Origin of the sequence: Pseudomonas sp. 9.2(2024) (assembly GCF_039695385.1) — a bacterium.
GTDB lineage: Bacteria > Pseudomonadota > Gammaproteobacteria > Pseudomonadales > Pseudomonadaceae > Aquipseudomonas > Aquipseudomonas paraglycinae.
This window is the reverse complement of the sequence record NZ_CP155585.1, coordinates 2,012,204-2,033,164: the sequence shown is the minus strand read 5'-3', so window position 1 is coordinate 2,033,164 and position 20,961 is coordinate 2,012,204. Positions and strand designations below refer to the sequence as shown.

The 20,961-nt window shown below is 61.9% G+C and carries 25 protein-coding genes; 3 read left to right on the top strand and 22 right to left on the bottom strand.

Going from position 1 to position 20,961, the window contains the following annotated elements:
• The first annotated feature begins 241 nt into the window (after positions 1-241).
• Positions 242-1,429, top strand: a complete 1,188-nt coding sequence (locus ABFB52_RS09160; protein ID WP_039769755.1) for an MFS transporter — start codon at positions 242-244, stop codon at positions 1,427-1,429.
• A 46-nt stretch (positions 1,430-1,475) separates the two neighbouring features.
• On the opposite strand, the gene ABFB52_RS09155 is transcribed toward ABFB52_RS09160, so the two are convergent.
• The 12 genes from ABFB52_RS09155 to ccmA form a co-directional block, all read right to left on the bottom strand.
• Positions 1,476-1,880: a type II toxin-antitoxin system HicB family antitoxin gene (locus ABFB52_RS09155; protein WP_011333093.1), complete on the bottom strand. Its 405-nt coding sequence runs from the start codon at positions 1,878-1,880 to the stop codon at positions 1,476-1,478.
• A complete protein-coding gene (locus tag ABFB52_RS09150) occupies positions 1,880-2,092 on the bottom strand; it encodes a type II toxin-antitoxin system HicA family toxin (protein ID WP_085611511.1) in 213 nt (70 codons plus the stop codon). The genes ABFB52_RS09155 and ABFB52_RS09150 overlap by 1 nt, the downstream gene beginning before the upstream one ends.
• Positions 2,093-2,328: 236 nt before the next feature.
• On the bottom strand, positions 2,329-2,736 hold the full coding sequence (locus ABFB52_RS09145; protein ID WP_085611512.1) for a hypothetical protein: 408 nt from the start codon (positions 2,734-2,736) through the stop codon (positions 2,329-2,331).
• A gap of 25 nt (positions 2,737-2,761) precedes the next feature.
• The gene (gene ccmI / locus ABFB52_RS09140; RefSeq protein WP_085747094.1) at positions 2,762-3,964 is read right to left on the bottom strand and encodes a c-type cytochrome biogenesis protein CcmI; all 1,203 of its coding nucleotides are present in this window, start codon (positions 3,962-3,964) and stop codon (positions 2,762-2,764) included.
• A complete protein-coding gene (locus ABFB52_RS09135) occupies positions 3,961-4,431 on the bottom strand; it encodes a cytochrome c-type biogenesis protein (protein ID WP_011333089.1) in 471 nt (156 codons plus the stop codon). Before ABFB52_RS09135 ends, ccmI begins: the two co-directional genes overlap by 4 nt.
• Positions 4,428-4,964 carry a DsbE family thiol:disulfide interchange protein gene (locus ABFB52_RS09130; RefSeq protein WP_085747095.1) on the bottom strand — a complete coding sequence of 179 codons (537 nt, stop codon included), beginning with the start codon at positions 4,962-4,964 and terminating at the stop codon, positions 4,428-4,430. The genes ABFB52_RS09135 and ABFB52_RS09130 overlap by 4 nt, the downstream gene beginning before the upstream one ends.
• A complete protein-coding gene (locus ABFB52_RS09125; RefSeq protein WP_129973900.1) occupies positions 4,961-6,949 on the bottom strand; it encodes a heme lyase CcmF/NrfE family subunit in 1,989 nt (662 codons plus the stop codon). Before ABFB52_RS09125 ends, ABFB52_RS09130 begins: the two co-directional genes overlap by 4 nt.
• A 3-nt stretch (positions 6,950-6,952) precedes the next feature.
• Positions 6,953-7,408, bottom strand: a complete 456-nt coding sequence (gene ccmE, locus ABFB52_RS09120; RefSeq protein WP_011333086.1) for a cytochrome c maturation protein CcmE — start codon at positions 7,406-7,408, stop codon at positions 6,953-6,955.
• A complete protein-coding gene (ccmD, locus tag ABFB52_RS09115; protein WP_011333085.1) occupies positions 7,405-7,581 on the bottom strand; it encodes a heme exporter protein CcmD in 177 nt (58 codons plus the stop codon). The genes ccmE and ccmD overlap by 4 nt, the downstream gene beginning before the upstream one ends.
• On the bottom strand, positions 7,578-8,333 hold the full coding sequence (gene ccmC, locus ABFB52_RS09110) for a heme ABC transporter permease (protein WP_129973901.1): 756 nt from the start codon (positions 8,331-8,333) through the stop codon (positions 7,578-7,580). The genes ccmD and ccmC overlap by 4 nt, the downstream gene beginning before the upstream one ends.
• Before the next feature lie 78 nt (positions 8,334-8,411).
• Positions 8,412-9,080 (bottom strand): heme exporter protein CcmB, encoded by a 669-nt coding sequence (gene ccmB, locus ABFB52_RS09105; protein WP_011333083.1) that lies wholly within the window; start codon positions 9,078-9,080, stop codon positions 8,412-8,414.
• A complete protein-coding gene (gene ccmA, locus ABFB52_RS09100; protein ID WP_007959232.1) occupies positions 9,077-9,712 on the bottom strand; it encodes a cytochrome c biogenesis heme-transporting ATPase CcmA in 636 nt (211 codons plus the stop codon). Before ccmA ends, ccmB begins: the two co-directional genes overlap by 4 nt.
• Before the next feature lie 197 nt (positions 9,713-9,909).
• On the opposite strand from ccmA, the gene ABFB52_RS09095 reads away from it, so the two are divergent.
• Together ABFB52_RS09095 and ABFB52_RS09090 are read left to right on the top strand one after the other, a co-directional pair.
• Positions 9,910-11,484: a flagellar hook-length control protein FliK gene (locus ABFB52_RS09095; RefSeq protein WP_085747096.1), complete on the top strand. Its 1,575-nt coding sequence runs from the start codon at positions 9,910-9,912 to the stop codon at positions 11,482-11,484.
• Positions 11,481-11,810, top strand: coding sequence for an EscU/YscU/HrcU family type III secretion system export apparatus switch protein (locus tag ABFB52_RS09090; protein ID WP_007959228.1), 330 nt, complete (start codon positions 11,481-11,483; stop codon positions 11,808-11,810). Before ABFB52_RS09095 ends, ABFB52_RS09090 begins: the two co-directional genes overlap by 4 nt.
• Positions 11,811-11,866: 56 nt before the next feature.
• Here the strand turns inward: ABFB52_RS09090 and ABFB52_RS09085 are convergent, their stop codons facing one another.
• The 10 genes from ABFB52_RS09085 to ABFB52_RS09040 form a co-directional block, all read right to left on the bottom strand.
• Positions 11,867-12,262, bottom strand: a complete 396-nt coding sequence (locus ABFB52_RS09085) for a DUF2802 domain-containing protein (protein ID WP_007959226.1) — start codon at positions 12,260-12,262, stop codon at positions 11,867-11,869.
• Entirely contained in the window at positions 12,263-12,748 is a 486-nt protein-coding gene (locus ABFB52_RS09080) for a chemotaxis protein CheW (RefSeq protein WP_007959223.1), read from the bottom strand.
• Positions 12,749-12,821: 73 nt separating this feature from the next.
• On the bottom strand, positions 12,822-13,775 hold the full coding sequence (locus ABFB52_RS09075; protein ID WP_129973902.1) for a CheW domain-containing protein: 954 nt from the start codon (positions 13,773-13,775) through the stop codon (positions 12,822-12,824).
• A 2-nt stretch (positions 13,776-13,777) separates the two neighbouring features.
• A complete protein-coding gene (locus ABFB52_RS09070; protein ID WP_007959220.1) occupies positions 13,778-14,566 on the bottom strand; it encodes a ParA family protein in 789 nt (262 codons plus the stop codon).
• 43 nt (positions 14,567-14,609) lie between these two features.
• Positions 14,610-15,500 carry a flagellar motor protein MotD gene (motD, locus tag ABFB52_RS09065; protein ID WP_129973903.1) on the bottom strand — a complete coding sequence of 297 codons (891 nt, stop codon included), beginning with the start codon at positions 15,498-15,500 and terminating at the stop codon, positions 14,610-14,612.
• A 12-nt stretch (positions 15,501-15,512) separates the two neighbouring features.
• On the bottom strand, positions 15,513-16,253 hold the full coding sequence (locus tag ABFB52_RS09060; protein ID WP_064600715.1) for a flagellar motor protein: 741 nt from the start codon (positions 16,251-16,253) through the stop codon (positions 15,513-15,515).
• On the bottom strand, positions 16,253-17,389 hold the full coding sequence (locus ABFB52_RS09055; RefSeq protein WP_085747100.1) for a chemotaxis response regulator protein-glutamate methylesterase: 1,137 nt from the start codon (positions 17,387-17,389) through the stop codon (positions 16,253-16,255). Before ABFB52_RS09055 ends, ABFB52_RS09060 begins: the two co-directional genes overlap by 1 nt.
• A 49-nt stretch (positions 17,390-17,438) precedes the next feature.
• Positions 17,439-19,709 (bottom strand): chemotaxis protein CheA, encoded by a 2,271-nt coding sequence (locus ABFB52_RS09050; protein WP_085605806.1) that lies wholly within the window; start codon positions 19,707-19,709, stop codon positions 17,439-17,441.
• A gap of 39 nt (positions 19,710-19,748) precedes the next feature.
• Positions 19,749-20,537, bottom strand: coding sequence for a protein phosphatase CheZ (locus tag ABFB52_RS09045; protein WP_085747101.1), 789 nt, complete (start codon positions 20,535-20,537; stop codon positions 19,749-19,751).
• Positions 20,538-20,555: 18 nt separating this feature from the next.
• Complete coding sequence (locus ABFB52_RS09040) at positions 20,556-20,927, bottom strand: chemotaxis response regulator CheY (RefSeq protein ID WP_003183998.1); 372 nt, start codon at positions 20,925-20,927, stop codon at positions 20,556-20,558.
• Between the last annotated feature and the right edge of the window lie 34 nt (positions 20,928-20,961).

Genomic DNA, 20,961 nt, shown 5'->3' with positions numbered 1-20,961 from the left:
CGCAATCCTCCGTTGATGAATGCTGAAACCCGGTCACAACATAAGCACGCTATCGAACAAGATGTAAGTGAATGTATCATCGACGCTCAACGGTCGGACGCAAGGTTCGCCGATGAACAATGGATTGTTCGGCGCCACCTGTTCCGCAACGGAATAACTGATATCGATCAGAAGCCTCTACTGCCGGCTCGGCCCGTCCCTTAGCCTCACCGCATTCCTTTTCGCTGGATCGAGAAACCCTATGACCGCCACAACTCACACAATGACCCGAGGCATGGTGCTGCTGTTCGCTTTCTGCTGCGGCGCCATCGTTGCCAACATCTACTACGCCCAGCCGATCATCGGCCTCATCGCGCCAGACATCGGCCTGACCGACACCATGGCCAGCTTCATCGTGTCGCTGACCCAGATCGGCTATGCGCTGGGCCTGTTCTTCCTGGTGCCGCTGGCGGACCTGCTGGAAAACCGCCGGTTGATGATCATCACCACCGTGGTGGCAATTGCCAGCCTGCTGGGTGCGGCGTTTACCGATCAACCGAATGTGTTCCTGCTGATTTCGTTGCTGGTGGGGTTCAGCTCGGTGTCGGTGCAGGTGTTGATTCCATTGGCGGCTCATCTGGCGCCGGAAGAATCCCGTGGCCGGGTGGTCGGCGGGATCATGGGCGGTTTGCTGCTGGGGATTCTGCTGGCGCGGCCAGTGTCGAGCGTGGTCGCCGACCATCTCGGCTGGCGGGCGATGTTCATGATCGCCGCAGCCTTGATGGCAGCGATCAGCGTGGTTCTGGCGCTGACTGTGCCCAAGCGCCAGCCGGATCACAGCGCCTCCTACGGCCAGTTGCTGGGTTCGTTGTGGACGCTGCTGCGCAAACAACCGGTGCTGCGTCAGCGGGCGTTTTATCAGGCTTGCATGTTCGCCACCTTCAGCCTGTTCTGGACCGCCGTACCGCTGGAACTGGCGCGCAACCATGGCCTGTCCCAGAGTGAAATCGCGATCTTCGCCCTGGTCGGCGCCATCGGTGCCATCGCCGCCCCGATCAGCGGACGCCTGGCCGACGCCGGCCACACCCGCATCGCTTCGTTGCTGGCCATGCTGTTCGCCAGCCTGAGCTTCCTGCCCGCCTTCATCCACCCGGCCTACAGCGTGATCGGCCTGGCCGTGACCGGCGTGGTGCTCGATTTCTGCGTGCAGATGAACATGGTGCTCGGCCAGCGCGCGGTCTACTCCCTCGACGCCAAAAGCCGCGGCCGCCTCAACGCGCTGTACATGACCAGCATCTTCGTCGGCGGCGCCTTCGGCTCGTCAGTGGCGAGTGCGGTGTACGAGCATGGCGGCTGGTTGTGGATCGTGATTGTTGGCAGCGCGTTCCCGCTGCTGGCGCTTGTGCGGTTTTTGAGTGCTTCGCAGAAGCCTGTTCTGGCAACGGCCTAGACTCTGAAAAGCACTGCCGGATCGCTGATCCGACAGTGCTCGAGGCTCAATGCCGGACCAGTTTTTCCATGGCGGCATCCGCCAGAAAAGAGGAGCGGCTTTTGACATTGTGTTCACGCACGTAGCGGTCAATGCGCTGGATGACATAGCCCGGCAACGTCACATTGACCTTTTCGGTCTTGCCCATGTACGGCGAGATGTCCAGCTCGAGCATGCCCCAGCCCATGTCGGCAAACTCCGGGTTGTTGCGATGGGTGGCCGCCGAAGTCGGCATCGGAATCGAGTCGCCATCGGCCGCAATCTCCTGCAGCATGATGTGGGCAATCTCGACGGCCGCGTTGTAGGCATCCTCAAACGTATCTCCGGCAGTAATCGCGCCGGGAATATCGGGGATCTGAATCCCGATGGCGGTGTTCTCGTCACCCCATTCGATGCAGATTGGGTATTGCATTACGGATCTCCTCTGTAACTGGCTGGCGGGTTGTACAACCCGGCACGCCTCCTGATGCTCTTGACCGTCCCGACCGGCAAATCCTTTTTCGGATGCGGGACGGGAATCGTGTATGGGTTGTAACGGTGCGTGAAGATGTGGTGGCTGCCGGTTATCCGGTCCAGCGTCCAGCCTGCCTCCTCCAGCTCCTTGATCAATAACCTGCTCTGCACCAACCGCCTCCTTGCTTCGGCTTAACAAAAGTAACCCTAGAGTTATCTTTACTCAAGCACAGAAATTCGCAGCACGACGTTCGGTTGTTTTGCAGCATGTGATTGATGCACTGCCCCAGCGAGCTGGCATTGGCGCTTCTCGCAAAGCAAGCTCAGGCGTTGATGACAGGATACGAGTGAGGCATTGCTCATCACCCCAGACAGCAAAACGGCGATCCTGAGATCGCCGTTTTTCATTACTCCCCGAACTGCTTGCCCAGTCCCGCCGGTACGCCGTGGATGTTGGTTTCTTCCCACGGGCCGTTGGGGCTGATCGAGCGGCTCCAGCCGTTGTTCCAGCGGTAGTAGGTGCGCTGACGGTAGAAGGTGTTGGTCTGGTCGTCGAGCACGTAAACGCCCAGTTTCTGGTCCCAGTGGCTGTTGCCGCCAGGGGGCGGGGCGAAGCTGGCGGAGGTGCGCGGGACAGGTTTGGCGGGTTTGGCCGGGATGCCGGGCTTGCTCGGCGTCGGGCTGGTCGACGGGGTCGGGCTGGGTTGTGACGGCGGGATAGGCGGCAGCCTGGTGGTCGGCTCCGGTCGTTGCACCGCACATGCGCTCAAGCCCAGGGCCAGTGTGAGGACTGTGATTCGGGCGATGGCGTTCATGGCGGTACTTTCCTGTTGGTTCCGGCTATTTGTCCGGGCTGTCGATGGTCAGTGTCTGCGGCGCGGTGGTGCTGCTGGCCAGAGGCCCGCTGCGACCGACCCACTCACCGGCGGTCGGCTCACCGGCACGGGAGATGCGCGCAACCAGTTGGACTTCGGGGAAGTTCGACAGTTTCAATTGCGGCATCATCGCGTCGGCATCGCCCAGTTCGACAGTCACCGGCAGATCGGCGACGGTCAGGCGCTTGGCTGCCAGCGGTGCCGGCGGGCCCGAGGTGGCGCGGGCAAAAATGAACACGCTGTCACCCGGTTGCACCTTGGCTTTGAGCTCGCTGGCCAGATCCACACGCACTTTCAACAACGCCGCCGCTTTCGCTGCTGGCGCCGAGGCGACCTTGCCACCGCTGGCCTGCAGCTTTTCGGTGGCGCGGGTGATGCCGCCCTGCAGGGCCTCGCGGGATTTGTCCTGTGGCGGCAGTTGCGCCAGCAGACGGTTCCAGTAGTCGATGGCTTCCTGATAACGCTCGCCTTCGAACGCGGCGATGCCCAACAGGCCGAGGCTGGTGACTTCCTTCGGATCGGCTTTCAGCGCTTCGTCGGTCAGGGCCTGAACCTTGTCCGACCATTTTTTGTTGTCGGCAAAGTACTGGGCCTGCGCCCACTGGCCGAGCAGTTCCGGCTGGCGACCGGCGAGATTGACGGCACGTTCGAACATCTTCGCCGCGTCCGCCGGGCGATCCTGAGCCATGTAGGTACGACCGAGGAAATACACGCCTTCAGCCGAATCCGGTTGTGCGGCAACTGCGCGCTCCAGACGCTGGGTCATCTCTTCCATCGACTGCGGCGCCTGGGCGAACTCGCGGGTCAGTTCGACCTTGTCGCTCGCGCCAAAATGCAGATACAGACCGAGTCCCAACACCGGCACCAGCACGGCTGCCAGCAGCGGCAACGGCTTGCCCAGACGCGAAACCCGCGCCGGCGCCACACCTTCAGTGTCGGCAAGCAACTCACGGGCCGCTTCGGCACGGCCACTGTCCATTTGCGCAGCATCGAGGACGCCTTCGGCCTGCTGCGATTGCAGTTCGGCGACGCGTTCCTGATACAGCGCGACGTTGAGGGCGGTTCGATCCTCTTCACGCTGGGCGCGACGTTCACGCAGGACGGGGATCAGCAGAAAACTCAGGGCGACCAGAAGCAACAGCCCTGCGGCAAGCCAGAAATCAATCATTCTTGGTTTTTATCCAACAGTTGGTCGAGGCGCTGACGCTCTTCAGGGGACAGCGATTGCGGCGTCTCGGCGCGTTGCCCGCGACGGCGGCGGACGATCACGGCAATCACCACGAAGCCACCCAGCAACAGGCCGGCCGGGCCGAACCAGAGCAACGCGGTCTTGGCATTGAGCGCCGGTTTGTAGCGGACGAAATCACCGTAGCGATCGACCATGAAGTCGATGATCTGCTGATTGTCCTTGCCCTCGCCGAGCATGCGGAAAATCTCTTTGCGCAGGTCGGCGGCAATCGGTGCATTGGAGTCGGCGATGTCCTGGTTCTGGCACTTGGGGCAGCGCAGTTCCTTGGTCAGCTCGCGGAAACGCTCGCGATCGCCTTCTTTGGCGAACTCGTAGGTGTCGATGGCGGCGTGGGCCACACCGGCCAGGCTCAAGCCCAACACCATGGCAGCTAAAAAGCGCTTCATGGCTTGGCCTCGTCGACCAGCGCCTGATACTTGGCCGCCAGTTTTTCGCGCCAGACCTGCTCGTCGATTACGCCGACGTACTTGTCGCGGATGACGCCCTTGGCGTCGATGAAGAAAGTTTCCGGCGCACCGTAGACACCGAGGTTCAGGCCCAGCGAGCCTTCGTCGTCGCGGATGTCCAGTTGATACGGATTGTGGAATTCGGCCAGCCACTTCAGCGCATCGGCGTTGGTGTCCTTGTAGTTGATCCCGTAGATCACCACGCCGCGCTCGGCGAGTTTGTTCAGCACCGGGTGCTCGACCCGGCAGGAAATGCACCAGGTGCCCCAGACGTTGACCAGTGCCGGTTTGCCGAGAATGTCGGCGCGGGTCAGGGTCTTGTCGCCCTGCACCGCCGGCAGCGAAAACTCCGGGAACGGCTTGTTGATCATCGCCGACGGCAGCTCCGCCGGATCCAGATACAGACCGCGATAAAGGAATACGGCCACCAGCAGGAAAATCGCCAATGGCACCAGCATCAACCAACGTCTCATGCAGCGGCTCCTTCCATGCCCAGCGCTTCACGCACGCGGGCTTTGACCTTGACCCGGTAACGCCGATCCAGCGCCGCCAGCAGACCACCGAAACCGGTCAGCAGACCGCCGAACCAGATCCAGCGCACAAACGGTTTCACATGCACCCGCACCGCCCAGGCGCCACCGCCCAGCGGTTCGCCCAGGGCGACGTAGAGGTCGCGGGTGAAACCGGCGTCGATCCCGGCCTCGGTCATCACCGAGTTCTGCACGGTGTACAGACGTTTTTCCGGGTGCAGCACGCTGACTTCCTGACCGTTGCGAATCACCCGGACGGTGCCCTTGTCGGAGGTGAAGTTCGGGCCTTCGAAGTGCTTGGCGCCTTCAAACACGAACTGATAACCGGCCAGATCCATTGATTCGCCCGGTGCCAGACGCAGGTCGCGTTCGGCACTGTTCTGGCTCGACAACACCACGCCCAGCGCACAGACGGCGATACCGAGGTGGGCGATCTGCATGCCCCAGTAACTGCGGGTCAGGGTCGGCAGGCCTTTGATCAGACCTTTGTGGCGGGTCTTGTCGAAGATGTCGCGCACGCCGGCCAGCAACACCCAGGCCGCGAGCAGGAACGTCGCGATGACGGCCCAGTTGAAATCGCCGTAGGCGACGCCGGCTACCACCGCCAGCGCAACGCTGCCCAGCAGCACCGGGGTCAGCATGCTGACCAGCCATTTCACCGGGGTGTCTTTCCAGCGCACGATCACGCCGACCGCCATCACCAGCATCAACAGCGCCATCAACGGAATGAACAACGCGTTGAAGTACGGCGGGCCGACCGACAGCTTGGCGCCGCTGATCGCGTCGAGAATCAGCGGATACAGGGTGCCGAGCAGGATCATCGACGCTGCCACCACCAGCACCAGGTTATTGCCCAGCAGCAGGGTTTCCCGCGACCACAGGTTGAAGCCGACCTGGCTCTTGACCACCGGAGCGCGCAATGCGAACAGGGTCAGCGAACCACCGACCACGAACAGCAGGAAGATCAGGATGAACACGCCGCGCTCAGGATCGGAGGCAAACGCGTGCACCGAGGTCAGCACGCCGGAACGCACGAGGAAGGTGCCGAGCAGGCTCAGGGAGAACGCGGCAATGGCCAGCAACACCGTCCAGCTCTTGAACACGCCACGTTTCTCGGTGACCGCCAGCGAGTGAATCAGCGCCGTGCCCACCAGCCATGGCATGAAGGAGGCGTTTTCCACCGGGTCCCAGAACCACCAGCCACCCCAGCCGAGTTCGTAGTAAGCCCACCACGAACCGAGGGTGATGCCGATGCCGAGGAAGGCCCAGGCGACGATGGTCCACGGACGCGACCAGCGTGCCCACGCGGCATCGAGACGACCGCCGAGCAACGCGGCGATGGCGAAGGCGAACGCCACCGAGAAACCGACGTAGCCCATGTAGAGCATCGGCGGATGCACGATCAGGCCGATGTCCTGCAGCAATGGGTTGAGGTCACGACCGTCGGCCGGGATCTGCGGCAGGATCCGCGAAAACGGGTTCGAGGTGAGGATCAGGAACAGCAGGAAACCGGTGCTGATCATGCCCATCACCGCCAGCACGCGAGCGAGCATCACTTGCGGCAGTTGCCGGGAGAACACCGACACGGCGAAGGTCCAGCCGCCAAGGATCAACGCCCACAGCAGCAGCGACCCTTCGTGGGCGCCCCACACCGCGCTGAACTTGTAGTACCACGGCAGCGCGCTGTTGGAGTTCATCGCGACGTAAGCCACGGAGAAATCGTCGGTCATGAAGGCGTAGGTCAGGCAACCGAAGGCGAACAGCAGAAATGCGAACTGCCCCCACGCCGCCGGTTGGGCGAGCCCCATCCACAGACGGTCGCCGCGCCAGGCACCGAGCAACGGCACCACGGCCTGCACCAGCGCAAAACACAGCGCGAGGATCATGGCCAGATGGCCCAACTCAGGAATGAAAATGCTGGATGTCATCGATCAACCCTCCTTCGCAGGGGTTGGCGCGGATTGGCCGCTGTCCTTCAGGGCTTTGGTCACTTCCGGCGGCATGTATTTCTCGTCGTGCTTGGCCAGTACTTCATCGGCGACTACCACGCCATCGGCGTTGAGCTTGCCCAGTGCGACGATGCCCTGCCCTTCACGGAACAGATCCGGCAGGATTCCACGGTAGGTGATGGTCACGGACTTGTTGAAGTCAGTGACCACGAATTTCACGTCCAGCGAATCCGTGGAGCGTTGCAGCGAGCCCTTCTCGACCATGCCGCCGGCGCGGATGCGGGTGTCCTGCGGCGCTTCGCCGTTGGCGATCTGGGTCGGGGTGTAAAACAGGTTTATGTTCTGCTGCAGGGCGCTCAGGGCCAAGCCGACGGCAGCGCCGACCCCGACCAGAATTGCCAGGATGATGATCAGACGCTTTTTACGCAGCGGATTCACTTGCCGTTCTCCCGGCGCAGACGACGCGCCTCTTGTTGCAGATAACGCTTGCGGGCCGCGATCGGCGCCGCCACGTTGAGGATCAGTACCGCCAGACAGATGCCGTAGGCCGACCAGACATACAGGCCGTGATGGCCCATGGCGAGGAAGTCGCCGAATGACGCGAAACTCATCGAGCGGCCTCCAGGCTGTTCTGCACTTCTTCTTTCACCCAACTGGCGCGGGCTTCGCGCTTGAGCACTTCAAGGCGCATGCGCAGCAACAGCACGGCGCCGAAGAAACAGTAGAAACCCAGCACCGTCAGCAGCAGCGGTAGCCACATCTCGACGGGCATCGCCGGTTTTTCGGTGAGGGTGAAGGTCGCGCCCTGGTGCAGAGTGTTCCACCACTCCACCGAGTATTTGATGATCGGAATGTTGATCACGCCGACGATGGCCAGCACCGCGCAGGCCTTGGCGGCGCTGTCGCGGTTGCTGATGGCGTTGCCCAGCGCGATCACGCCGAAATACAGGAACAGCAGAATCAGCATCGAGGTCAGACGCGCGTCCCAGACCCACCACGAACCCCAGGTCGGTTTGCCCCAGATCGCCCCGGTGACCAGCGCCACGGCGGTCATCCACGCACCGATCGGTGCGGCGCACTGCAGGGCGACATCGGCCAGTTTCATCTTCCACACCAGCCCGACCCCCCCGCACACCGCCAGCATCACGTAGATCGACTGAGCGAGCATCGCGGCGGGCACGTGGATATAGATGATGCGAAAGCTGTTGCCTTGCTGATAGTCCGGCGGCGCGAAGGCCAGGCCCCAGATGACGCCAACGCAGATCAGCAACAACGCGGCGAGGCTCAACCACGGCAAAAACTTGCTGCTGATGCCGTAGAACCACTTGGGCGAGCCGAGCTTGTGAAACCAGGTCCAGTTCATACTGTTTCCATCACGGGTGCCGCTCATCGGTGTGAGCAGTCTCAGGGTCTTTGCTGGTTAAATTTTAACCAGACCTCATTATTCGCCGACGCTGATCTTCAGGCCAGCCGCTATTGCAAAAGGTGTCAGGGTTATCGCCAGGGCGGTCAGGCTGCCAAGCCACAACAGATAACCAAGCGCCGGCATGCCCTGCAACGCCGCCTGCAAGGCGCCACTGCCGAGGATCAACACCGGGATGTACAACGGCAGAATCAGCAGCGCCAGCAACAGGCCACCGCGTTTCAGACCGACCGTCAGCGCCGCGCCCACCGCGCCGAGCAAGCTCAGCACCGGTGTTCCCAGCAGCAACGAAAGCAGCAAAACCGGCAGACACGCAGCCGGCAACCCGAGCATCAACGCCAGTAACGGCGAGAGCAAAACCAGTGCCAGCCCGGAAAAAAGCCAGTGTGCCAGCACCTTGGCCAATACCAGAAGTGGCAGGGGGTGCGGCGAAAGGACCCACTGTTCAAGGGAGCCATCTTCGAAATCACTGCGGAAAAGCCCGTCCAGCGAGAGCAGGACCGACAAAAGTGCCGCCACCCAGACTAACCCCGGGGACAAGTTTTGCAATACTTGAGTTTCCGGTCCGACGGCCAGCGGGAACAGCGCGATGACGATGGCGAAGAAAATCAGCGGATTGGCCAGCTCCGCCGGGCGACGGAACAGCAGTCGGGATTCACGGGCAACCAGCAGGCCGAACACACTCATACCGCCCAATTCCCCAGATCGATGTCGCGATAACCGGCCGGCATCCGGCTCAGCGTATGGTGCGTGGTGAGCACCACCAGCCCTCCCCGTTCGCAGTGCCCGGCCAGGTGTTCTTCAAGCTGTGCCACGCCCTGTTTGTCGAGGGCGGTGAACGGTTCGTCGAGAATCCACAACGGCGGGCTGTCCAGATACAACCGCGCCAATGCCACGCGGCGCTGCTGGCCGGCGGACAGACTGTGGCAGGGAACATCCTCGAAACCGCGCAATCCAACCGCCGCCAGGGCCTGCCAGATCGCGTCGCGTTCGGCGGGTTGATGCAGGGCGCAGAGCCAGGCGAGGTTTTCTTCCGGCGTGAGCAGATCCTTGATCCCGGCGGCATGGCCGATCCACAGCAGGTTGCGCGCCAGCTCGCTGCGTTGCTCGCCCAGCGGCTTGCCGTTGAGCAGTACCTGACCGTCGGTCGGCTGCATCAAACCGGCCAGCAAACGCAGCAGGCTGGTCTTGCCGCTGCCGTTGGGGCCGCTGATCTGCACCATATCGCCACTGGCCAGTCTCAATTCGAGATTGTCGAAGAGCAGTCTGAGATCACGTTCACACGCGAGGGCAACGGTTTGCAGGACAGGACTGGTCAAGGGTTCACGGGCCTTATACGGTTCAAGTCGGCTCTGGCGCGGCCGTTAAAGAGTTGCAGCATAGATGCATTGACGGCTCGATCTAGAGAGCTGCGTCAAACAATTGCAATGTTTTCGCCACTCCTGGAACGACGGGCGGCATTATACATGTCGCCATCCTCTCTCCAGAGTGCATTTTCCTCAGGTTGTGTCCGCGTATGACAGGCGAAATGAACATCCTCCCGCTCCCGCCCACCACCCCGGCGACCGTTCGCCCGCAGGTGGGTGAGCTGCTGAAGTTGCTGACGCCGGTCGACGGGCTGATTGCCGCCGGCCAGAGCGCCAAGGCCGAGGTGTTGTCGCTCAAGCAGGCGGATCAGACCTTTCAGTTGCTGCTCAAGGTGACGCTGGACAGCGGCCGTCAGACCACCGTGCAGGCGACCAGCAATCTGCCGCTGCCTCAGGGCACCAGCCTGGCGATCACCCAGCCGTCGGCGGGCAATCTGGCGATCACCGTGCAACAGGCCATCGCCAGCAGCGTCGCCACCCTCACCCGCATCGACACCGCGCAACTGCCGGTCGGCACGCTGCTACAAGGCAAGGTGCTGACGGCTCAGGTCTTGCCGCAGGTGCCGGGGCAACCGACGGTGTATCGCTCGATGGTCAGCCTGCTCAACACCGCGTTGAGCGGCACCACCCTGAGCATCGACAGCCCGCAACCGTTGCGTATCGGCACCTTGCTGTCGGCGCTGGTGCAGGACTCGCAAACCCTGAAGTTCCTGCCGCTGAGCAATCGCCAGGAACAACTGGCGGTCAGCCAGCAACTGGTCAGTCAGCAAAGCCGTCAGGGCTCGCTCGACGGCTTGCTGAAAATGCTCCAGAGCCTGCCCCCCGCCACCGACCAGACCTCCCAGGATTTGCGTGCCGCCGTGGACAAACTGCTCGCCAACCTGCCGGACGTGCAGCAACTGAGCACCCCAAAAGGTCTGGCCCAGGCGCTGGCCAACAGCGGCGTGTTCCTCGAAACCAAACTGCTGACCGGACAGAACCCGACGCTGGCCCCGGACATGAAAGCCGATCTGCTCAAGCTGATCGCCCAGCTCACACCCGGCCTGCCCGGCAATACCAACCTGAATGCGATCATCGCCGCCAACACGTTGGCCCAGGCGCTGCCGAGCTTTGTGCGCAACGCCCTGGGCATGCTCGGTCAGGTCAGTGCGAAGCCGGTGCCGAGCAGTTTTCCGCTGCCCGACCGGCTGCTGCAAAGTCTGGAAGGTGAAGGCGATCTGGAACATTTACTGCGCCTCGCCGCAGCCGCCGTGTCGCGCTTGCAAAGTCATCAGCTGTCGAGTCTGGAACAGACCGGCGTCACCGATGACGGTCGTCTGCTCAGCACCTGGCAACTGGAAATCCCGATGCGCAACCTGCAGGACATCGTGCCGTTGCAGGTCAAGTTCCAGCGCGAAGAAGCACCGGAGAAACAGGAAGCGAACGAGCAGCGCCGCGATGAGCGCGAGCCGAAACAACAACTGTGGCGCGTCGATCTGGCGTTCGACATGGAACCGCTGGGGCCGATGCAGATTCAGGCGCAATTGATCAGCGGCAGCCTGTCCAGTCAGCTATGGGCCGAGCGGCCGTACACCGCGAGCCTGATCGAAAGCAATCTGACTGCACTGCGCCAGCGCCTGCTGGATTCCGGGCTGAACGTCGGCGACATCGACTGCCACCTCGGCACCCCGCCGCAAGGCATCCAAACCCGCCTCGAACACCGCTGGGTCGACGAAACCGCATGAATGACACCACCGCTCCACGCCAGGCCATCGCCCTCAAATACGACGGCAGCCACGCCCCGACCCTCACCGCCAAGGGCGACGAAGAACTGGCCGAAGAAATCCTGCGGATCGCCCGCGACTGTGAAGTGCCGATCTACGAAAACGCCGAACTGGTGAAGTTGCTGGCGCGGATGGAACTGGGCGATAGCATCCCCGAAGAGCTGTACCGCACGATCGCCGAGATCATCGCGTTCGCCTGGAACCTCAAGGGCAAGTTCCCGGCGGGACACAACCCGGATGCACCGATGGTCGAGAAAGACGTCACCGAACGCGGCGACGATTACTGAAGGCAAAAAAAACGCAGTCATCGATGACTGCGTTTTTTCGTTCCCACCTGAGGCTTTTAGCTGCTTCTGTGCAGCTTGCGCATCAACTCCGCCTCAGCCTGGGTCAACCCGCAGGACTGGGTCAGCTCATCGACACTCGCGCCCATCCCCACCAGTTTCGCCGCCTGGGCGAATGACAGGCTGGATGGATCACGCTGCTCGAGCTGGGCGAGTTTGTCCGGGATCGGACCGACGACCGAGCGCAGCTCGTGCAGGGCTTCGCCCATGCGCACGTTGCCGTTCTGGTAATCGTCGACACGCTTGGCCAGGTCCTTGATGCGCTGATCACGCAGCGCATCGCCCTGGGCCTGTTGCGCAGCGATCACCCGCTGCGCCTTGATGTACGCCAGAAACATCGCCAGCGTGCCTGCCCAGAACAGGAACAGGACAATGACCGCTACCTCGAGAATCAATCAGATGTTCTCCAGTTCCGACCATTCTTCTTCGCTCATCATCTTGTCCAGCTCGACCAGGATCAGCAACTCGTTGTTCTTGTTGCACACGCCCTGGATGAACTTGGCCGACTCTTCGTTACCGACGTTCGGTGCGGTTTCGATTTCCGACTGACGCAGGTAAACCACTTCGGCCACGCTGTCGACCATGATGCCAACCACTTGCTTGTCGGCTTCGATGATGACGATACGGGTGTTGTCGCTGATCTCACCGCTCATCAGGCCGAAGCGCTGACGGGTATCGATCACGGTCACCACGTTGCCGCGCAGGTTGATGATGCCCAGCACGTAGCTTGGCGCACCCGGAACCGGAGCGATCTCGGTGTAGCGCAGGACTTCCTGAACGCGCATCACGTTGATGCCGTAGGTTTCGTTGTCCAGCTTGAAGGTCACCCATTGCAGGATCGGATCTTCGGAACCCTTTGCCGCCGTAGCCTTGTCGTTCATACCCTAGCCCCTCGAAAAACCGCGCCTGGCGGTGTGTGTTTCGTTCGCCGGCATTTGAATGCCGGTACTGTCTTTATGTCGGTTTGTGGTTCGGCTTACTGCCGGACATGTGCTTTGCCCCACCGCTGGCGATCAACTCGGCCAGTGCGGAAACATCGAGCAAGGCGCACATGTGTTCAATCACCGTCCCGGCGAGCCATGGCCGCTGACCCCGGTGACTTCTCCATTTGATTTCATTCGGCTCCAGACGCAACGAGCGACTGACCTGATGCACCGCCAGGCCCCACTCGTAACCCTGCACCGAAATCACGTATTGCAGGCCCTGACGGAAATCATCGCGGTAGCGATCCGGCATGACCCAGCGTGCGGTGTCCAGCACCTTCAGGTTGCCGGCCTGGCTCGGCAGAATCCCGAGGAACCATTCCGGCTGACCGAACAGCGGCGTCAGCTCATGGCCGGCCAGCGAATAGATCGAGCCCAGGCACACCAGCGGCACCGCCAGGGTCAACCCGGCGACGTCGAACAGCAGGCATTCGAACGCTTCCGAAGCCCAGGCCGGACGACCGTCGGTTTCTACCGGTGGCGGCGTGTTGCTGGGCGGCAGATGCACTTCCACCAGCGGCGCAACCAGGGTCGGCTCGACCGGGGCTGGCGCAGGTGCTTCAGATTCTGGCTCTGGGACTACGGGAGCCGGAGGCGTTTGCAGAAGCTGGGTTTGCAGCAGCGGCGCCAGGGTCGATACCACGCGCACCGGCTCAGGCTCTTTGATCAACGTCGCAGGCGCCTTCGCTACCACAGCGGCAGGCGCTGCAACGGGGGCGATCGGCCGGGCGGCTTTTTGCGCATCCCGGGCCTGCTCTTCAAGCACGGCGGCCTGGAATTCATCGAGCGCCGCGGCGGTCTCGACCACCTCGACCGGGGCTGCGATTTGCTGCTCGACCTCGTCCGGCACTTCCTGCAGCAAGCCGTCCAGATAGGACTGCAGCGCCAGTTGCGGCTTCGACGTCAGCTTGATCGGCCGATTCATGCTCAAGCCACCTGCGGAACGAGTTGCTGCGCCAGCAGATGCTTGAGCAGCGCGCGGTAAGCCAGCACGCCACGGCTCTTGCCGTCGAACTGCGAAGGGGTGACACCGGCACGACTGGCGTCGCGCAGACGGGTATCGACCGGGATGTAACCCTGCCATATCTCGTCGGGGAATTTGTCACGCAGCACGCGCAAGGTGCCCATCGACGCCTGAGTGCGGCGGTCGAACAGGGTCGGCACGATGCTGAACGGCAGCGCCTGTTTGCGCGAGCGGTTGATCATCGCCAGGGTATTGACCATACGCTCCAGGCCTTTGACGGCCAGGTGCTCGGTCTGCACCGGGATCACCAGTTGCTGGCTCGCGGCCAGGGCGTTGACCATCAACACGCCGAGCAACGGCGGGCTGTCGATGATCGCGTAATCGAAGTCCTGCCACAGCTGCGCCAGACTCTTGGCGATCACCAGACCCAGGCCACTCTGCCCCGGCGACTGGCGCTCGAGGGTGGCCAGCGCGGTGCTCGACGGCAACAGGGAAATGCGTTCATCGCTGGTCGACAGCAGCAGCTGGCCCGGCAGGCCTTGCGGCACGCTGCCCTTGTGCAGAAACAGGTCGTAGTTGCTGTGTTCCAGGCTGTCGGGGTCGTAACCGAAATAGCTGGTCATCGAGCCGTGCGGGTCGAGATCGACCACGACCACGCGCTTGCCCGCCTCTGCCAGCAAACCGGCTAAAGCGATGGAAGAAGTGGTTTTACCAACACCACCCTTTTGATTGGCGACTGCCCAGACTCTCATTCAGATCGTTCCTCCCGGCCGGTATACTCGGCCGAGACATGGTTCAGCGTATTAATGCGGGCGACGGAGAATTGACGGCACTCTCGCGTCCCGGCGTCTTGACCGGGGTCGGTGCAGTTTGTGTGCCAGCACGCTTCAACGCGGCATCCGGTTGCGCATGGGCGGTTCCGGTGCCGGTCAGGCTGCGGCGCACATCAAGATTGCGCGACACCACCAGCACCACACGACGGTTCTTCGCCCGGCCTTCGGCGGTGGCGTTGTTGGCCACCGGCTGGAATTCGCCGTAGCCCACCGACGCCATGCGGCCAGGGTTGACACCCTGCATCGCCAGCATGCGCACGATGCTCGCCGAACGCGCCGAGGACAGTTCCCAGTTGGTCGGGTACTGCGCCGTGCGGATCGGTTGATCGTCGGTGAAGCCTTCGACGTGGATCGGGTTGTCGAACGGTTTGAGAATCGCTGCGACCTTGTCGATGATGTTGAACGCGATATCGCTGGGCATCGCATCACCGCTGCCGAACAACAGGCTGGAGTTGAGTTCGATCTCGACCCACAGCTCGTTGCCGCGCACGGTCATCTGGTTCGAGGAGATCAGGTCACCGAACGCGGCGCTGATGTCATCGGCGATGCTTTTCAGCGGATCGCTGGCCCCGGCGATGCCGGCGTCAACCTGTTCGGCGTCCTTGACCAGCGGCTTGGCCGGGGTCACGGTCTTCGGTCGTTCTTCACCGATCGGGATCGGCTTGAGCGCGCGGTCGGAGTCGGTGAAGACCCCGATCAGCGCTTCGGAGATGATCTTGTACTTGCCTTCGTTGATCGACGAGATGGAGTACATCACCACGAAGAAGGCAAAGAGCAAGGTAATGAAGTCGGCGTAGGAAACCAGCCAACGTTCATGGTTTACGTGCTCTTGATGCTGGCGACGACGTGCCATGAGGTTAGTCCCTTAATCCATGAAGCCCTGAAGCTTCAACTCGATGGAGCGTGGGTTTTCACCTTCAGCGATCGACAAGATCCCTTCCAACAACATTTCGCGATAACGCGACTGTCGCAACGCGATTGACTTGAGCTTGGCGGCCACCGGCAACAGGATCAGGTTGGCACTGGCTACACCGTAGATGGTAGCGACGAACGCGACCGCGATACCGTTGCCCAGTTGCGACGGATCGGCCAGGTTGCCCATCACGTGGATCAGGCCCATCACCGCACCGATGATGCCGATGGTCGGCGCGTAGCCGCCCATGCTTTCAAACACTTTGGCTGCTTCGACATCGCGGGCTTCCTGGGTGTAGAAATCCACTTCGAGGATGCTGCGGATCGCTTCCGGCTCGGCGCCGTCGACCAGCAGTTGCAGGCCTTTGCGCGAGTAGGCATCAGGCTCGGCATCCGCCACGCCTTCCAGGCCCAGCAGGCCTTCCTTGCGGGCGGTGAGGCTCCAGTTGACCACGCGGTCGATACCGCCGGCCAGATCCACACGCGGCGGGAAAAAGATCCACGCCAGAATCTGCATGGCGCGCTTGAACGCGCTCATCGGCGATTGCAGCAGCGCGGCACCGACGGTGCCACCGAGCACAATCAGCGCCGCCGGGCCGTTGGCCAGCGCGCCGAGGTGACCACCTTCCAGGTAGTTGCCGCCGATGATGGCGACGAACGCCATGATGATCCCGATAAGGCTTAGAACATCCATCAGACGCATGCCTCGACGATGTGCTTGCCGATATCGTCCAGGCTGTACACCGCGTCGGCGAGGTCAGCTTTGACGATGGCCATCGGCATGCCGTAGATCACGCAACTGGCTTCGTCCTGAGCCCAGACCGTGCTGCCACCCTGCTTGAGCAGGCGTGCGCCTTCACGGCCGTCGGCGCCCATGCCGGTCAGTACCACCGCCAGAACTTTGTCACTGTAGGATTTGGCTGCAGAACCGAAGGTGATGTCCACGCACGGCTTGTAGTTCAGACGCTCGTCGCCCGGCAGGATTTTCACCGCGCCACGGCCATCGATCATCATCTGCTTGCCACCCGGCGCCAGCAGCGCCAGGCCCGGACGCAGGATGTCGCCATCCTCGGCTTCCTTGACGCTGATGCGGCACAGCTTGTCCAGACGTTCGGCGAAGGCCTTGGTGAAGGCTGCCGGCATGTGCTGGATCAGCACGATCGGTGCCGGGAAGTTGGCCGGCAACTGGGTCAGAACCCGTTGCAGCGCTACCGGGCCGCCGGTCGATGTACCAATCGCCACAAGCTTGTAGTTTTTGCGTTTCGGGGCCGGCGACGAAGCGCTGGCCGCTGGCGCGCGAGTCGGTGCAGGCGCAGGTGCCGGACGGGCCGGAGCACTGTGGCTGCCAAAGCTCGACGGCGCTGCTGCCGGAGTCGGCGCAGGTGCAGGTGTCGCGGCAGGCGCCGGCGCACTGTAGGCACTGAAACGACGGTTACTGCGCGAGATGCTGTGAACCTTCTCGCACAGCAGTTGCTTGACCTTCTCCGGATTGCGGGAGATGTCTTCGAAATTCTTCGGCAGGAAATCCACCGCGCCGGCATCCAGCGCATCCAGGGTGACCCGGGCGCCTTCGTGCGTCAGCGAGGAGAACATCAACACCGGGGTCGGGCAGCGCTGCATGATGTGCCGCACGGCCGTGATGCCATCCATCATCGGCATCTCGTAGTCCATGGTGATCACGTCCGGCTTGAGGGCCAGGGCCTGATCGATCGCCTCTTTACCGTTGGTTGCCGTGCCGACAACCTGGATGCTCGGATCCGCTGAAAGAATTTCCGAGACGCGGCGGCGGAAAAAACCCGAATCGTCCACCACCAGGACTTTGACTGCCATAAACACTCCATTAGGTGCGGCGGGACGTTGTCGCCCCGCCGCCCCGGATTCAAATACGCCGTGCGGCGTAACGCTTGAGCATGCTCGGAACATCGAGAATCAGTGCAATGCGGCCGTCACCGGTGATGGTGGCGCCGGACATGCCCGGAGTTCCCTGGAGCATCTTGCCCAATGGCTTGATGACCACTTCTTCCTGACCGACCAGTTGATCGACGACGAAGCCGATCCGCTGGGTGCCCACCGAAAGGATCACCACATGGCCTTCGCGCTGCTCTTCGTGAGCGGCAGAGCTGACCAGCCAGCGCTTGAGGTAGAACAATGGCAGCGCCTTGTCCCGCACGATCACCACTTCCTGGCCATCCACCACGTTGGTGGTCGACAGGTCGAGGTGGAAGATTTCGTTGACGTTCACCAGCGGGAACGCGAACGCCTGGTTGCCGAGCATCACCATCAGGGTCGGCATGATCGCCAGCGTCAGCGGCACCTTGATGACGATCTTCGAGCCCTGGCCCTTGGTCGAGTAGATGTTGATCGAACCGTTGAGCTGGGAAATCTTGGTCTTCACCACGTCCATGCCGACACCGCGGCCGGACACGTCGGAGATCTCGGTCTTGGTCGAGAAACCCGGGGCGAAAATCAGGTTGTAGCACTCGGTGTCGCTCAGGCGATCGGCGGCATCCTTGTCCATCACACCGCGTTTCACGGCGATGGCGCGCAGGACGTTCGGGTCCATGCCTTTGCCGTCGTCGGAGATCGACAGCAGGATGTGGTCGCCTTCCTGCTCGGCCGCCAGAATCACCTTGCCGCCACGGGCCTTGCCCGAAGCTTCACGTTCTTCCGGCGACTCGATGCCGTGGTCAACCGCGTTGCGCACCAAGTGGACCAGCGGGTCGGCCAGTGCCTCGACGAGGTTCTTGTCGAGGTCGGTCTCTTCGCCCACCAGTTCCAGGTTGATCTCTTTCTTGAGCTGGCGTGCCAGGTCGCGAACCAGACGCGGGAAGCGGCCGAAGACTTTCTTGATCGGCTGCATCCGGGTCTTCATGACCGCGGTCTGCAAGTCGGCGGTGACCACGTCGAGGTTCGACACGGCCTTCTGCATCGACTCGTCGCCGCTGTTCAAGCCCAGGCGCACCAGACGGTTACGCACCAGTACCAGCTCGCCGACCATGTTCATGATTTCGTCGAGACGTGCAGTGTCCACACGCACGGTGGTCTCGGCTTCGCTCGCCGGTTTTTCCGGTGGCGGCGTCGCCGGTGCACGGGCCGGAGCCGGTGCCGCAGCGGCAGCCGGTTTGGCCGGTTCGGCTTTCGGCTCAGGCGCTTTTGCAGCAGGTTTTGCCGCAGCGGCCGGGGCCTTCGCAGCAGGCGCTGCAACAGCAGAAGCATTGCCAGCCGTCACGACGGCACCGGTGGCGACGTCAGTGAACTTGCCTTTGCCATGCAGATCGTCGAGCAGCGATTCGAACTCGTGATCGCTGATCAGATCGCTACCGGCCGCAGCCGCTGCCGGAGCAGCCGTTGCAGGAACCGAAGCAATCGCCGACTCCAGCGCATCAACGGCAAAGTTGCCCTTGCCGTGCAACTGATCGAGCAAGGCCTCGAATTCGTCGTCGGTGATGTCCGAGCTGTCGCCCGCCGCCGGAGCAGCAGGTGCAGCGGCCGCCGGTGCCACGGCGTCGGCCGCGAACTGGCCTTTGCCATGCAACTGGTCGAGCAGCGACTCGAACTCGGCGTCGGTGATTTCATCGCTGGCCGCTTCGGTGGAAGCAGGTGCAGCGGCAGCCGCCGGGGCTTCGGCTTCGGCCTTGACGGCGTTCAGCGAGTCCAGCAACTGTTCAAATTCGTTATCGGTGATGTCACCCGAATCACCTTCGACGACCAGTTCTTCGATCATCTCGGCGACAGGCGAAGCCGGGGCTTCATCCGCCGATTGCGGTTCGGCCAGACGCGCCAGGGCGGCCAGCAGTTCCGGGGTGGCGGCGGTGATCGGGCTGCGATCGCGGACTTCGCTGAACATGCTGTTCACCGCGTCCAGCGCTTCGAGCACCACGTCCATCAGTTCTGCATCGACGCGTCGTTCACCCTTGCGCAGGATGTCGAACACGTTTTCGGCGATGTGACAGCACTCCACCAGCTCGTTGAGCTGAAGGAAGCCGGCGCCCCCTTTTACAGTGTGGAAACCGCGAAAAATTGCGTTGAGCAGATCTGCGTCATCCGGGCGGCTTTCCAGCTCGACCAGTTGTTCGGACAGTTGCTCAAGAATCTCGCCGGCCTCAACCAGGAAATCCTGAAGGATCTCTTCATCGGCGCCGAAGCTCATTAATGGGGTGCTCCTACAGGTCTAAAAACCCAAAAAAACTCAAAATCCAAGGCTGGATAGCAAATCGTCCACATCGTCCTGACCGGACACAACGTCTTCTCGTTTATCGGCATGAATCTGCGGACCTTCACCCTGCGAGAGATGTTTTTGTGGATCTTTTTCAGCAAGCATCGCCGCACGGTCATGTTCGATGCCCGCAAAGCGGTCCACCTGGCTGGCCATGAGCACGAGCTTGAGCAGGTTGCTTTCGACTTCGGTGACCAATTGGGTCACGCGCTTGATCACCTGGCCTGTGAGGTCCTGGTAATCCTGGGCGAGCAGAATGTCGTTCAGATTGCTCGACACCGCGCGGTTGTCCGCGCTGCTGCGTGCCAGAAAACCGTCGACCCGGCGCGCCAGTTCACGGAACTCTTCAGCCCCGACCTCACGGCGCATGAAGCGGCCCCAATCGGCGCTCAAGGCCTGGGCTTCGTCAGCCAGGCCATTGACCACAGGGGTCGCGCTTTCCACCAGATCCATGGTGCGGTTGGCGGCAGCTTCGGTCAGTTTGACCACGTAGCTCAGGCGCTCGGTAGCGTCGGTGATTTGCGACACTTCCTCAGCCTGCGGCATGTGCGGATCGATCTGGAAATTGACGATCGCACTGTGCAGTTCACGCGTGAGCTTGCCCACTTCCTGGTACAGGCCACGGTCACGGGTCTGATTGAGCTCATGGATCAGTTGCACAGCGTCGCCGAACTTGCCTTTTTCAAGGCTCTCGACCAGTTCGACCGCGTGTTTTTTCAGGGTCGACTCAAAATCGCCCTGTGAAGATTCGTTATGCTCCATAGCTCCCCCGCGCGTTCATCAGCCGATGCGTTCGAAAATCTTCTCGATTTTTTCTTTCAACGCCTGGGCCGTGAAAGGTTTGACCACGTAGCCGTTAACGCCGGCCTGGGCCGCTTCGATGATCTGCTCGCGCTTGGCTTCAGCGGTCACCATCAGCACTGGCAGGTGCTTGAGCTTTTCATCGGCACGCACGTGGCGCAGCAGGTCGATACCGGTCATGCCGGGCATGTTCCAGTCGGTCACCAGAAAGTCGATGCTGCCGCTGTTGAGTACCGGAATGGCAGTGGTGCCATCGTCGGCTTCAACGGTGTTGGTGAACCCCAGATCACGCAACAGGTTCTTGATGATCCGCCGCATCGTTGAGAAGTCATCAACGATGAGGATTTTCATGTCTTTGTTCAATTCGACCTCCAAGCAGTCTTAA